The sequence below is a fragment of the Variovorax sp. 10N412 genome, from assembly GCF_056394985.1.
Genome location: NZ_JBFTIO010000001.1, coordinates 206,427 through 220,535 on the forward strand (window position 1 = coordinate 206,427; position 14,109 = coordinate 220,535).

At 68.2% G+C, this 14,109-nt stretch carries 10 protein-coding genes and 1 riboswitch; of the genes, 3 read left to right on the plus strand and 7 right to left on the minus strand.

Annotated features, from left to right (window positions below; translation table 11 throughout):
* Positions 1-131: 131 nt before the first annotated feature.
* Positions 132-3,968 carry a DUF748 domain-containing protein gene (locus AC1DJH_RS01005; protein ID WP_478184394.1) on the minus strand — a complete coding sequence of 1,279 codons (3,837 nt, stop codon included), beginning with the start codon at positions 3,966-3,968 and terminating at the stop codon, positions 132-134.
* Positions 3,969-4,563: 595 nt separating this feature from the next.
* Between AC1DJH_RS01005 and AC1DJH_RS01010 the strand changes: the two genes are divergently transcribed.
* The 3 genes from AC1DJH_RS01010 (at position 4,564) to nrdR (ending at position 7,309) form a co-directional block, all read left to right on the plus strand.
* On the plus strand, positions 4,564-5,400 hold the full coding sequence (locus AC1DJH_RS01010; RefSeq protein WP_435435813.1) for a lytic transglycosylase domain-containing protein: 837 nt from the start codon (positions 4,564-4,566) through the stop codon (positions 5,398-5,400).
* A gap of 32 nt (positions 5,401-5,432) precedes the next feature.
* Positions 5,433-5,558, plus strand: a riboswitch (ZMP/ZTP riboswitch).
* A gap of 41 nt (positions 5,559-5,599) precedes the next feature.
* On the plus strand, positions 5,600-6,844 hold the full coding sequence (gene glyA / locus AC1DJH_RS01015; protein ID WP_435435812.1) for a serine hydroxymethyltransferase: 1,245 nt from the start codon (positions 5,600-5,602) through the stop codon (positions 6,842-6,844).
* A 21-nt stretch (positions 6,845-6,865) separates the two neighbouring features.
* Positions 6,866-7,309 (plus strand): transcriptional regulator NrdR, encoded by a 444-nt coding sequence (gene nrdR / locus AC1DJH_RS01020; protein WP_435435811.1) that lies wholly within the window; start codon positions 6,866-6,868, stop codon positions 7,307-7,309.
* 7 nt (positions 7,310-7,316) lie between these two features.
* Here nrdR and AC1DJH_RS01025 read toward each other — a convergent pair whose 3' ends face one another.
* The 6 genes from AC1DJH_RS01025 to pilV all read right to left on the minus strand — a co-directional run bounded on the left by AC1DJH_RS01025 (position 7,317) and on the right by pilV (position 14,075).
* Positions 7,317-7,910, minus strand: a complete 594-nt coding sequence (locus AC1DJH_RS01025) for a GspH/FimT family pseudopilin (protein WP_478184395.1) — start codon at positions 7,908-7,910, stop codon at positions 7,317-7,319.
* A complete protein-coding gene (locus AC1DJH_RS01030; RefSeq protein WP_478184396.1) occupies positions 7,898-8,323 on the minus strand; it encodes a type IV pilin protein in 426 nt (141 codons plus the stop codon). Before AC1DJH_RS01030 ends, AC1DJH_RS01025 begins: the two co-directional genes overlap by 13 nt.
* On the minus strand, positions 8,320-11,733 hold the full coding sequence (locus tag AC1DJH_RS01035) for a pilus assembly protein (RefSeq protein WP_478184397.1): 3,414 nt from the start codon (positions 11,731-11,733) through the stop codon (positions 8,320-8,322). Before AC1DJH_RS01035 ends, AC1DJH_RS01030 begins: the two co-directional genes overlap by 4 nt.
* Positions 11,734-11,864: 131 nt before the next feature.
* Positions 11,865-12,530, minus strand: a complete 666-nt coding sequence (locus AC1DJH_RS01040; RefSeq protein WP_478184398.1) for a pilus assembly protein — start codon at positions 12,528-12,530, stop codon at positions 11,865-11,867.
* A complete protein-coding gene (locus AC1DJH_RS01045; protein ID WP_478184399.1) occupies positions 12,527-13,513 on the minus strand; it encodes a PilW family protein in 987 nt (328 codons plus the stop codon). Before AC1DJH_RS01045 ends, AC1DJH_RS01040 begins: the two co-directional genes overlap by 4 nt.
* Entirely contained in the window at positions 13,491-14,075 is a 585-nt protein-coding gene (gene pilV, locus AC1DJH_RS01050; protein WP_478184400.1) for a type IV pilus modification protein PilV, read from the minus strand. The genes AC1DJH_RS01045 and pilV overlap by 23 nt, the downstream gene beginning before the upstream one ends.
* Positions 14,076-14,109: the final 34 nt, after the last annotated feature.

The following is a 14,109-nucleotide window of genomic DNA, read 5'->3' on the forward strand; positions in this document are numbered from 1 at the left end:
CACCCACTTGCGGTTGGCCGCTGAATTTCGCCCTGAAACAGGGCGAACACCGGGTTGTGGGCGTGGAGGTTAACGGACTACATATATAGCGAGCTCGGGGAAAAAACCAAGTCCCTTCCCGGCACTGCGCTTCACTTCATTGTCAGGCTGAGTTCTGCGCCCGGCTTCCAGTCGCTGCCGCTGGCCGTGGTGCGCACGGCGCCCAGGAACAGCCGCTCGCTCGGCACCTTCTTCGCGAGCAGGTAGTCGCGCACGGCCGCGCCGCGCTCGACCGCCAGCTGGCGCATCGACTCCTCGTCGACCGGCACGCTGGCGAACAGCAGGTTTTCCATCTCCTTCAGGGGCAGGTCTTTCGCCAGCCCGACAAGGTTACGTGGCTTGGTGATGTCGGCGCGCTTGTAGACGGCCGTCAGCAGGTCGGGGTACTCGGCGTCGGTGACCGGCGGTATGTCGGTGCCCGTCTGGCCGCCGCGCACCGCCACCCGGCGCTTCTCGGCATAGGTCAGCTGGCGCACGCGCTGGCGCTGGTAGGCGTCGCGCTCCTTGTCGAGGCTGGAGGTACCGACCACCGTCATCTGCAGCGTGGGCCGCTCGGTCAGCGCCTTGGCCACCTTGTCCAGGCCTTCCTTCGCTGCAGGGCTGAGGTCGGAAGCGCCGGCCTCGAAGGTGATGGCGCTCGACTCGCCGCTGCCACCGCCCAGGCCACCCGTGAGCAGGCTGAACGGCGCCGTCACGGCCTTGACGATCAGGTTGACCACGGCCTTCCAGATCAGCGGCCCGATGCTGAACTGCGGGTCGTTGAGCGAACCGCTGAGCGGCAGGTCGACGTCGATCACGCCGTTTCGGTCGGCCAGCAGGGCCACGGCCAGGCGCACAGGCAGGCTGGCGGGCGCGCCCGCCACCTCGTCGCCGAACTGCAGCTGGTTGAGCACCAGCTTGTTGGTGGCCGTGAGCTGACCGTCGGGCGCCACCTTGTAGGTGACGTCCATGCTCATCTTGCCGCGCTCGATGCCGTGGCCGGCGTAGCGCACCGAATACGGCGAGAGTGGCGCCAGGTCGAGATCGCGCATCTTGGCGGTGATGTCGAGCTCGATCGGCTTGACCAGCGGGTTCAGCTTGCCGGTGATCTCCAGCGCCGCGGTCTGCTGGGCCTTGCCGCGCAGTTCGAGGTCGGCCAGCGCGGGCCGGCCGCCCTCGCCCTTCGGCGGGCTCGACGAGAAGGAGCTGAGCTTGCCGGTCAGTTCGCTCAGGTCGGCCGAGTAGTTGGGCTTGACGAACAGGTCGGTGAAGTCGATCTTGCCGTTGACCAGGCTCATCGGGCCGAAGTTGATGACCGGGGCGAGCTTGCTGTCGGCGGCAGGCACCGCCGGCGCTGCTTGCGCCGTGGTGGTGGCCGCCGGCCTGGCGGGCTCGGGCGCGCCGCCGACCATGGCCTCGGCCGACACCGGGGCGCCGCCCGAAGGCCGGGCCGGTGCCGCACGGGTCCTGGTGGTCGCACCGCCCGGGCCCTTGCGTGTGCTGGCGTCGCCGGTGGCGGCCACGGCTGCGGCGTCGGCTTCGGCCTCGCCCTTCTTGGTGAGGTTCAGCAGGTTGAGCCGGCCGGTGGGATCGACGATCACGCGAGCGAAGAAGTCGGTGAGCGTGGTCTCGCGCACGTCGACGCTCGGCGCCGCGTTCGGCGCCATGCTGACCTGCAGGCCGCGCAGGCTCAGCGTCTTCCAGCTCAGCAACTGGTTGGTGTTGCGGTCGAAGCCGGGCGACTGGGTGAGCGACACGCTGTTGGCGCGGAAGTCGTCCAGCGCGGTGTCGCCGGCCAGCTTGATGCTCATGCCCCCCGGCAAGGTCGCATAGCGCACGGTGCCGCGGTAGCTCGCGAAGGCACGGCGGATGTCGACGTTGAGCGCGTCCGCGTAGTAGGCCTTGAAGGCATGCGCGGGGAACGACGCCACCTCGAGCCGGCCTTCGGCCGCGAGCGGCTTGAGCACGATGTTGCCCTTGTAGTCGAAGCGGCCCGGATCGGCCGAGCGGCCGGCGGAACCGATGCGCCCCGACACCTGCAACGGCGAAACGACGTCGGTGTTCGGCGAGATCTTCTGGGCATTGAGCTTGAACGCCGTGACTTCGACCGCCACCGGCGTGGCGCTCGCCTTGTCCGAGTACGACAGGCTGCCGTTGTCGACCGCCAGCGTGCCGATGGTCAGCGCCCATGGCTTTGTGTTGGCGCCGGGCTGCGGTGTTTCGGCCGCGGCGGGCTTGGGCGCGGCGACCTTGGCGTCGGCTTGCTTCGCGCCGTCAGCGCCGGCGGGCGCCTTCAGCCAGCGCTCGAACATCCAGTGCTTCTCGTTGTCGCGCTCGATGCGCACCTTGGGGTTGGTGGCGGTGAACGAGGCCACGTTCAAGGTGTGCTTCGTCATGTCGGCCTCGGCATCGACCAGCTCGAAGCGCCCGACGCTGGCCAGCGCCGTCTTGGCCTGCGTCAGCGCCAGGCCGTCGGCGGACAGGCGGCGCGCCTTGAACTTGAGATTGGGCTGGGCCCAGGCGATGTCGATCTGCCCGCTGAGCTTGCCGTCCAGCGTGGGCTCCAGGCTCTGCGCCAGGTAGGGCGCGGCCAGCGACAGCGGCAGCGCGTCGACTTCGGTCTGCACGTCGGCCACCTTGTCGGTGGCGCGGCCCTTGAACTTGAGCGAGGCGCCGGCAATGGCGGTGCTGCCGCTGAACTCGGCCGGCTTTTCCATCGGCCAGGTGACGCCGGTGACGTCGAAGCCGAGCGCGGTCACGTCGATGGCCGCGGCCGGCTTGACGGTTTCGTCGCGCCAGCCGATGCGCCCGCCGCTCAAGGCCAGCTTGTCGACCTGCACCTTCAGCACCGGCTTTTCAGCCGGTTTGCCCGCCGGCGCGCTGGCCGCGGCCGCAGGCAGGGGCGCGACTTTCTCGGTCGCACCCGTCGCGGGGTCGGTCGCGAGCAGGTTGAGTTGGCCCGCAGCATCGCGCGCCACCGCCAGCTGCGGATTCACCAGGGCGATCTCGCTCAGATGGAACACCGATTCGAGCGGACGCACATCGGCCAGCGCCAGCTTGAGCGACTCGAAGCCCAGCAGGTCCCGCCCGCGTGCGTCGGCCACCTTGGTGGTGTGCGCCTCGACCGTACCGGTGATCTTCAGGCCGTTGGTGGCACCGTGCTCGAAGGCGATCTTCAGGTCGGCGTCCAGGCTGCCCGCCTGCAGGCGCACCGGCAGGCCGCCCGGCATGTAGCCCAGGTATGGCACGAGGTCGAGGCCCTTGAACTGCACCTGCGCGTCGGTCTTGCGGCTGTCGGAGAAAGGCGCGGTGAAGGCGGCCGAGTCGAACTTGCTGCCGTTGAGCACGAAGGCCAGCTTGGGCTCGGTGTTGATGTCGCGCTTGGAGTCGAGGTTGCTGAGGAACGGCACCTTGAGCACGAAGTCGCGCAACTCGTGCTTGCGCTTGACGGTCTGGTCGTCGAAGTCGACCGAGCCTCCGTTGATCGCGATGTTGTAGATGGCGAAGCGCGCGGGCTTGGCATTCGGGTCGGACGGCGGGCCGGCCGAGAGCTTGGCCAGGATGTCGTCGATGTCGTACTTGCCGTCCGCCAGGTGCGTGAGCAGGATGGCCGGCGCGTCAACGGTGACGGTGTCGATCACCGGGGCGAAACGGAAGATGGACTGCAGTTCGGCGTCGGCGTAGATGCGGGCGATGGCCACCTGCGGCTTGCTGCCGTCGGCGGTCGCGATGCGCAGGTCGTTCAGCGTGAGCTCGAGCGTCCAGGGCTTGAAATCGATCTTGCCGACGGTGACCTGCCGGCCGAGTTTCTCGCTCGCGATCTTCTGGATCTGGCTCTTGGCGATGGGGGGCACGGCCAGCCAGGCAACGACCCAGAACACCAGCAGAACCAGCAAAGCGACGATCCCACGCCGCACCCATTTGTTTTGTTTGATCGAAGCTGCATCCATCGCGGGAGTGTGCCGCAAAGAGGTGCACCCAGAAACAAGAAAGCCCGGCGACTCGACTGCTGTCTTGTCGTCGGGCTTGATGGCGGGCACAAGACCCATGCCATCGATTCGCGCGACAGGAAGTCGATGGTTCCCACCGTGCTGGCAGCAAGAGATTGCCACCGTGGTTCCTCGGACGCTGAGCCTTCGACTTGCACCTCGGGCTGCGGGACCTCGGAAAAACGCCTGAAACCTCAGGCCCGTCCAGATTAGGTGGCGCTCCCTCGGATTGCAAACGCGTTTTACAAAGGGATTTCCCCTAAGCAGAAACGCTTCGGAACCGTCACTTTTTTAAGCACCCTTTAGCATAAAGATTCAATTCCTTATGCTTGACCGGGTATTTAGCCACGCTAGAATCCGCCCTGCTCTGACCGCCCGACGCGGCAGGGCCCCCTGAATCCGCTGCCGAATCCCAACCGGCTTGATCAGGCCACCGCGCTCCCAACCCACTTCACTCCATGCGCGGAGCCTGATTCGTACCAATCCAAGCGCCGCTGCCTTCATCCCTCGCCCTCACCGGCGTTGCGTTTCGGGTGCCGCACAGAAAGGAAGAGCGATGAACAAGGCGTTTGATGCCACAGCCCGCGGGCTAAGGACCTTCGTGTCCGATGTGGCAGACGGCTTTTTTGAGATCACCCACAACGGGTTTGCACTGGTCGGCCTGGCCATCGTGTTCGCGGCCCTCGCCCTCGTGGCGCGGCCCGACCTGCGCAAGACCGGCGAGGAGCAACTGATGGGCTGGCTGCAATCGCGCAAGCCGGCGCCGGAAGCCACCGACCTGGAGCCGACCGCCATCGAGCGGACCACGGCCGCGAGCCCCAGCGACCTGCCCAAGCAGCAGGCCGCCGTGGCTTACTGGCTGAGCAAGAAGTACCGCGTGGCCGCCGAGCCGCTGAGCGTGCTGGTGGCCGAGGCCTACGGCATCGGCAAGCGCACGAAGATCGACCCGACGCTGATCCTCGCGATCATGGCCGTCGAGTCCAGCTTCAACCCGTTCGCCCAGAGCCAGGTCGGCGCGCAGGGCCTGATGCAGGTCATGACCCGCGTGCACGGCGACAAGTACGAAAGCGCGGGCGGCACGCTCACCGCCTTCGACCCCGTGACCAACATGCGCGTGGGCGTCAAGGTGCTGCAGGAATGCATTGCCCGTGCCGGCTCGCTCGAAGGCGGCCTGCGCTACTACGTGGGCGCGGCCAATCTGGAGGACGACGGCGGCTACGCCAGCAAGGTCATGGCCGAACACGAGCGCCTGCTGCAGGTGGCCAACGGCCGCGCGCCGTCGACCACGGTCACGCCGCCGGGCGTGCGTGCCCAGCCTCTTCCGGTGGTGGCACCGGCCAAGCCTGAAGAGGCCGAGCCGGCCAAGGTGGCCCTGCTGTCTTCCGTCTCCTGACATTCATCTTGCCGGGTGCGGTGCGCTACACTCGGCGGGTACGCGACTGGCGATAGGCGCAGCACCCGCACAAGGTGCCCCGCGCTGACGTGGAATACCACTGGGAAGCGTGCCGCCCGACCACATCGGGCGTTCAGCCGTTCGCCTGGGCAGCCCTTGTTTGGTTGAAGAACAAGGACCTCGTCTTCAAAGGACTGCCATGTACCAACGCAATATCCTGGTCGAACAGACCGATCCCGAAATCTGGGCCGCAATTCAAGCCGAAAACGCGCGCCAGGAACATCACATCGAGCTGATCGCCAGCGAGAACTACGCCTCGCCGGCCGTCATGGCCGCCCAGGGCTCGCAGCTCACCAACAAGTACGCCGAAGGCTACCCGGGCAAGCGCTACTACGGCGGTTGCGAGCACGTCGATGTGGCAGAGCAGCTGGCCATCGACCGCGTCAAGCAGCTCTTCGGCGCCGACGCCGCCAACGTGCAGCCGCATTGCGGCGCCTCGGCCAACGAAGCCGTGATGCTCGCCTTCCTGAAGCCTGGCGACACCATCATGGGCATGAGCCTGGCCGAAGGCGGCCATCTGACCCACGGCATGCCGCTGAACATGAGCGGCAAGTGGTTCAACGTCGTGAGCTATGGCCTGGACGCCAACGAAGCCATCGACTACGACGCGATGGAACGCAAGGCGCATGAACACATGCCCAAGCTGATCATCGCGGGTGCTTCGGCCTACTCGCTGCGCATCGATTTCGAACGCTTCGCCAAGGTGGCCAAGGACGTGGGCGCGATCTTCATGGTCGACATCGCCCACTACGCCGGCCTCGTGGCCGCGGGCGTGTACCCCAACCCGGTGCCGCACGCCGACATCGTCACCTCCACCACCCACAAGAGCCTGCGCGGCCCGCGCGGCGGCATCATCTTGATGAAGTCGCAGCACGAAAAGGCCATCAACAGCGCCATCTTCCCGGGCCTGCAAGGCGGCCCGCTGATGCACGTGATCGCCGCCAAGGCCGTCGCGTTCAAGGAAGCGATGGCGCCCGAGTTCAAGGCCTACCAGCAACAGGTGGTCAAGAACGCGCAGATCGTGGCCGACACCCTCACCCAGCGCGGCCTGCGCATCGTGAGCGGACGCACCGAAAGCCACGTGATGCTGGTTGACCTTCGCGCCAAGGGCATCACCGGCAAGGAAGCCGAAGCCGTGCTGGGCAGCGCCCACATGACGATCAACAAGAACGCGATCCCCAATGACCCCGAAAAGCCGATGGTCACCAGCGGCGTGCGCATCGGCACCCCCGCCATGACCACGCGCGGCTTCAAGGACGAAGAGGCCCGCGCCACCGCCAACCTGATCGCCGACGTGCTCGAGAACCCGCGCGACGCGGCGAACATCGACGCCGTGCGCGCCAAGGTGCACGCGCTGACGAGCCGCTTCCCTGTCTACCGCTGATCGACCCGAAGACCTGACCGCATGAAATGCCCTTTTTGCGGTCATCTTGAGACGCAGGTTGTCGAAACCCGCGTTTCGGAAGACGCCGACTTCGTTCGCAGGCGCCGCCAGTGCGGCGCCTGCGACAAGCGCTTCACCACCTACGAGCGGCCCGACGTCAATTTTCCCGTCGTCGTGAAGAAGGACGGCAGCCGTGCCGATTTCGACTCGGCCAAGGTGCGCGCCTCGATGATGCTGGCGCTGCGCAAGCGGCCGGTGAGCATCGAGCAGATCGACAACGCCCTGCTGCGCATCGAGCAGAAGCTGCTGGCCAGCGGCCTGCGCGAAATCGAGTCGACGAAGGTCGGCGAACTCGTGATGCGCGAGCTCAAGAAGCTCGACAAGGTCGCCTATGTGCGCTTTGCCTCGGTGTACCGCAGCTTCGAGGACGTGGACGAATTCAGGCAATTGCTGCGCGACATCTGACGCCCACTCAGCCGCGCTCCTCTTTTTTGGCGGCCTTGCCGCAGACCCCGGTGCCGCAGTCTCCCTGCTGGTCCGGATTGCAGACCCGGGCCCGCCCCGATGCCGACACCACGATCGACGCCCTGCGGCCCGTGTCGGCCTTCAGCGTGAGACATCCCGCACCGAAGCCCGCACGGTTGGCCTGGCGCGAGAATCCGTTGCTGTCGTAGCGCACGCCCTGCGCAAATCCGTCGCCGAGCGACTCATCCACGCTGACACCGTCCGGCAGGCCCTCGAAGCGGCGCAGCGTTGCAGGCGCATCGGGGCCGGTGGACCCGCGCACCCCCGTTGTCACGACCCAGCCCCCGGACCAGTCGCTGCCCGCGAGCGCAGTCACCCGCACGCTGCGGGAACGCTGGATGGCTTCCATGCGCGCAAGGCTCAAGGCGGCATTGAAGGCCTGCGCCGCTCCGGCCAGGCGCTGGTTGAGCAGCAGTTGCCGAAAGCTCGGCATGCCGATGCCGGCGAGCACCGCCACGATGGCCACGACCACCATCAGTTCCAGCAGCGCGAATCCGCCCGCGGGCCCCGCCCTGCATGCCCCGGCGTTCACTGCCAGCACCTCGTGCGCTGCGTGCCGTCGCAGCCCTTGGCGCCCGTGCTGTCGATCCAGAGTGCGCCAACCTGCGGATCGGCATACGCGGGCTTCAGGCTCGCAGTCAGCCGGATGCAACTGTCGATGCTGCCGAGTCCCTCGCAGTTGCCGCTCTCGATGATGTACTTGCCCGCCGCACCGCCGCCGCTTGAATCGCCCGAATCCCCCGTGTAGTGCCGATAGCGGCCGGCCTGCGTGTAGTGGCGCTCCTGGTGCTGCATCTGCTGCATCAGGGCGGCGCGTGCCTCGCTGCGCCACCCTTGGCGCACGACGTCCATGTACGAAGGGTACGAAATGGCCGCCAGGATGACGGTGATCGCAACGACCATCATCACTTCGATCAACGTGAATCCACGCGCGCGATGCGCAGCCGCGTTCATCGCCTCGCCTCCCGGGCATCGACAACCTGGCGCCAGTTCAGGCGCCCTGCCACCTGCGAGACCGTGCCGCCCGCTACGGGCTGAGCCGTCGAGAAACCGCTCTTGCCGCCACGCCCGCCCGCCTGGATGACGGCCAGGCGGCGGGTGTGCGTACGGCGCCCGAACACGTCGGCGGCGCTGTAGACGCTCTCCCCTAACTGCACCACCTGCGGTGTGCCGGGGATGCCGGCGTCCGAGGGCACGCAGGTGCCGCCCTTGGACAGGCCGGTCAGGGCATTCACCGCGCAGCTGCGTCCGCCGCCACCGCCGCATGCCGTGGCGGGGGGAATGAGCGTGTTGAAGAACAGCAGGCCGTCGCTCAAGACGGGCTCGGCGACCACGCGCTCGCCCTTGTCTCGGGACTCGGGCAGGTCGAGATACCAGCCGCGCCGGGCAGAAGTCTTGCTGTCGAAGGCGCCGTATGCGAACGCGTCGCCGACGATGGAGAAGGGAGCCGATCCGCCGGCCGCCATCGCGCGCCGCGGCTGAAGCTGCGTGCGCGCGGCGCGCAGCCCGATGGCCTCGCCGTTGTCGTACACGCCATAGACCGTCTGCACGCCACGGCTCGAGCGGCCCAGGTCTTCCGGACCCACGAACTTGCCGGTGCCGAACAGCACGATCGCTCCACCGGACGGCCCGATGCCGACCTTCGGCGCCACGGTGATCGGCTGGCGCCTGGCGCCCTCGCCCCACGCGACCATCAGCGGCTGCTCCTTGAACGGCAACGCATTGCCCGCGCGCCACGGCGCATTGGCGGTGAAGGCGAACTTCCACAGATTGCCCTGCGTGTCGCCCGCGTACAGGAAGCGCGTGGCACCGTCGGCGCCCGCGTAGTCGCCCGGTGCGCCCAGGGCATTCACCACGGTGGCGTCCGTAGGCGCCGGCAACACGATCTTGTGGTAGTTCACGTCCAGCACCCACGGCGCGTTCGCGGGCTTGTCGAGCGACAACAGGAACAGGGCGGCGCGTTTTTCCGGGTTGGCGTTGTTGAAGCCGGACGGCACCACGGCAAACCATCGGTGCCTGGCCGGCTCGGTGCGCGTCGCCGCGGTGGTGCGGAACTTCAGGATGCGTGGCGCTTGTGTCTGGTGCCCCATGTCGGCGTCGTCCGCGGCGCCGAACTCCCACATCACATGGCTCGAGGAAAAATGGGCCGGGTTGCTCACGTCGAGCGCGAGCACCCCGGTGGCACCGCCGCCCATGCCCGAGACCAGCACGCTTCGCCAGGCGCCGTCGGCCTGCTGCACATCGGCCACCGTCGCAGAGCCGTCGACAAGGCTTCTAGGCACATGGTCCGGCGAGGTGTAGGCCGCCAACCAGGGCAAGAGCGCGCGCGGCACATAGGCGAACAGCTCCTCGCCGGTGCGGGCCGAGAACGCATGGAGCATGCCGTCGTTGGCGCCGACGTACACCGCCGGAACACGGCCACCACGGCCTTCCGCGAAGAAAGGAGCCGAGTGAGCCACGCGCCCCATGACGGAATCGCGCACGCGAAAGACGCCGCCGGCAACAGACTCCTCACGGCGCCGATCGCCTCGCAGATAGGCCAGCCGATCGGGGCCCAAGTCATCAGATGCAGCAGGATCGGCATGGGGCGTTGCGCTCAGGTGGCCCTTCGACACCCCGTCGAGCGCGCTCCATTCGAACGGCATGCCTGCGCCGGCGGCGGACAAGGTGAAGATCCGCCGGCTCGCCGGATCGCGCGCCGGCACGGCCGGCCTGGCCGCGGGGCTGCCGCTCAGCAAGGCGCCGGCGTCCCAGTCGGGAAGATCGCGACGGCGCACGGCACCGGTGGCAGCGTCGTGAGTCAATGAAAACGACAGCAGGGTGCCCGCCCCGCGCTGTCCCGCGGACTGCGACACAAAGAGACTGGCGCCCTCCTTCGAAAGGCCTGACGACGAGATCGCGCCGGGGCCCATGCCGTCCGCGTCGGGCTGCGCAGCCCGCGCAAGGGCCCGTCGCACGGCCGTCGCCATCTCCAGGGGCGCACCGGCAAGAAAGTAAGTCCTGGGTTGTGGCTGGCCGTCTGCACCCAGGCCTTCCGCCCACTCGGCATTGCTTTTCACATCCGGGCGGCCCAGCCCGTCGGAGGTCCGCAAAGGGTTCCCATCGCCGTTGGTGTCGACGAAGCCGCCGTACTTCGCCGCCAGCGAGAGCCCACTGACGCGCTGCCCCGTGTCGATGACGAAGGTGCGTGCGCGCACGTCCGGGTGGTCGTCACGAATCGTCTGGGTGTTGGCCCGGTAGGCGAGCCCCACGATGCCGGACGGACGCGCCGAGGACAGCGCCTCGTCCTCCGCTAACGCGCCCACGAGGCGTTTCCAGGCGCCGTCGTCGGGCTGGTCGCCGTGCGCTGGCGCATTCCCGATGACGACCACGTGGTTCTTCTGGCAACCGACCGCCACCGGGTCCGCCACGCCACGGCCAAGACCGATGCCCTGCAGATAGCGCAGAGACTCGTCGTACAGCGTGCGAACGGCGTCGGGCTGGCCGTAGACACCGCCGCGGCCGACACGATGGATCGCATCGACGACACCTTTCGCCAGGCCCGGTCCCGTCTTGAAGACACCGGTGACAGCATCCCACTCCGCCTGCGTGTTGGCCACATTGTCGAAGGCCGCATCGACCTTCATCGGACCGGTGTGCTTCATCGGCGCGAGCAACGCACCGCCCGCCAGAGCGCCGAAGACCGAGAAGCGCATGTGTTCCGAATGGGTCTGGACGACGCCGACCGGCTTGTGATGGCCGCTCGGATAACGCAGGCACAGCGCGCCGCGTGTGGCCGCTTCGTCCGGGGTGCACACCGCCACGCGCGCCAGGTACGCGCCGTGGCGCCGGTCGCTTCCGGGCTCGGCGCACGAACCCGTGGCGGAAGGGCCGACGAAGACCTGATCGCCGCAGTTGTTGAAATGAAGGGCGTCGCCCGTGGTCAGCGGCGTGAACAGTTCCGCGCGCGCCTTCAAGACCTTGTCGGGAAAGTGCACGCTGCGATAGAAGCTGGCTGGCAGTTCTGCGCGCCGCAAGACCGTTCGGTCGACCTCGTCCACCGCGCGGTCGCCCCCGGTCAGCGCCAGCCGCACACCGTCGATGCTGGATGTCGCGGCCCAGTTCAACAGGTTGCCGCTCCATTGGCGTTTGCAGACGATTTCGCCGCCGGCGCCTTGGCCTGCCGTGGCCTCGCGCTTGAAGTAGCCGTCGGTGCTCGCGTAGCTGTAGCAGCCCATGGGGTCCCACAGGCCGGTGTGGCGCACCGTTGCGTCGAACTCGCCGCGGTAGGCCGCGCCGGCATTCGAGACATCGAGCGCGAGGTCGAGCACGACGTTGGGATCGACGCGCGACGCCAGCGTAGCCAGAGGCTCGCTCGGCAGCACCGCGTCGGGCGGCGTGGCCGCATGGGCGTGGGGGGCCGCGCAAATGGCGCAAATGACGCAGATAGCGCAGAGTGCGCAGAAGGCCCGCACAGCCAGGCACGAAGTTCGAAGGCAACGCATCGTTTCGCTTCTCACGAAGGGCAGCCGGGACTGGCCGCCGGTTTGAACAAAGTGGTCTGCAAAACCACCTGCGTTTCTTCGCGCACGCCGTAGCCGATGGCCGTCACGCGAAAAAGGTAGCGGGCACCATCGGCGCTCGCGCTCTGGAGCTGGTCGGCCTGCCAGCCGCCATGGCTGCGCACGGCCTCGACGATGTAGCGCGGCGGCCGGGCCGACACCGCGCCGGCGCTCGGTCCCGTGGCTGTGCCGCCGCTGAGATAGGTCTGGCCGGTGAAGGCCCCGTAGGCCACCGACGTGCCCGCATCGGCCGAGAAATCCGCGCCCATCCACGCGGGTTCGTTGCCCGGTGCGACCGGCGCGCACAGCCCCTGGCGATCGCCGCCGGCACCGCACCCCGCCGCGAAGGCCGTGATGTCCCTGCTGTTGAAGACACACAGGCGCTGGCGGGTGTCGTCGTTGGGGCCAAGCACATCGGCTTCGGCGTCGAGCAGTGCAGCCTCGGCAGCCTGGAACGCCACCTCGGTGTCGCGGTCGTTGCGGGCACCGCGCTCACTCACGAGCGAGGTCTGTGCCGCCCCGAGCCCGAGCACCGTGACCACCAGCAGCATCAGCAGCACGACGATCAGCGAGAACCCGCGCGCCGCGCCCCCAGCGGCGCGGCTCATGGCGCGGTTCATGGCGTGGCGTCTTTCAGCGGGTTGCGCAGCATCACGGTGAACGTGGCCACGCGACGCAGCCGCCCGTCGGCCGCGGGCCTGAAGCTCACGCCAGGAAACTCGCGGCCCAGCGGGTACAGCACCTCGTCCGCCCCACGCGGCCAGCCGTTGGCGCGCGCGCTGCGCGCCACCAGGCCGAAGCGCAGCCCCACCACCTTGCGCCATTCGGCGGCCGACTTGGTGGCCGATGGCGCGCGGGCTTCCAGTTGCGCCGCGTCGAGCCAGCGCTCGGGCACGCCGTCGCCGTCGCTGTCGTGGCCATAGACGACGTTGAACACCTCGACGCCCCGCGCCAGCGGCTCCGCGCGGAAGCCCCCGCTCTCGTCGCTGCGGTACTTGCAGTAGAGCTCGGGCTCGCCGTCGGTGGCATTGGCGACGAAGAAGAAGCTCCATGCGCGGTCCGCGGACGTCTGCTGGCCCGGCATGGGGCCCGGCTGGGGGAAGCCCATGCAGTCGACCATGGTGCCGTCGGGCTCGGTGGCATCGCCGTCCGCGCGGCTGCGGCCGAAGAAGCGCACGAGCAGGGAATCGCTGCCATTGACGCCCCGGCTGTTGTGGGTGCCGTAGCTCTCGTCCTTGCCCCCGACGCGGGCGTTGCGCGCTCCCACGATGTGCAGCTCCGAGGGGTCGTCCGACGCCATGCCCGTGCTCGTGCTCGAACTTGGCAAGGAGATTGCGCCGTCGGCGTCCACGCGGTCCGGCGCATAGTCGGCGTAGCCCGCCTGCCGAACGATGCCCTTGACGACGAAGCCGGCGAACCGGAGGGTGTCTTCCACCGCCTGTGCCTCGGCATCCGCGGTGAACAGCTGCTTGCTGCCGACGAATGCGGCCGTGGCGCAGAGCACCACGAACAGCGCAAGACCCATCGCGACCAGCAGTTCGACGAGCGCCACGCCGCATTGGCGCGCGCGCCGTGCGGATTCAGGAACCGACCTGGCCGTCATCGGACGCACCTGGCACCAGTTGCATCACCAGCCGGGGTGCGGGCGTTGTCTGCCCGGTCACCGCCGTGCCGCGCGGCGTCCAGCCGAGCTTGACGACCACGCTGCGGCCGGTATGGCTGCAGGGCCACACGTAGGCGCCCGCCGCTTCGCTCCACGGCGCCTCGTCGAAGCACACGCTGACGCGCGCATCGGGCAGCACGGCGGCGACGCGCTGCTTCCATTCGCGCAGGTCCCAGGCGGCAAGCTGCGCGGCCTTGCAAGGCGCACCCACCGTGGCGCACGACGGCCCCGCAGCTGCGGGTGCCGTGGCTTCGGTCCAGTGCTCGAGCAGATAGGCGTTCGCGGCGTCGTTTTTCGCCGCCACGCCCTTGTTCATGCGCGCCTTCTCCGACAGGTCGCGCACGAGGTTGACGGCCGCCGTGAACGTTGCCGCCTCGTTGCTGGTGCGGGCGGCCGCCAGCAGCATGCCCATGGCGCCGAGCAATCCCATGCTCAACACCACAATGGAAACGAGTACCTCCACGAGCGAAAAGCCCGCGCTGAAGTGCTTTCTTGAAGCCATAGGCCGATGTCCTCCCTGCGCGTGTGCAACTTGA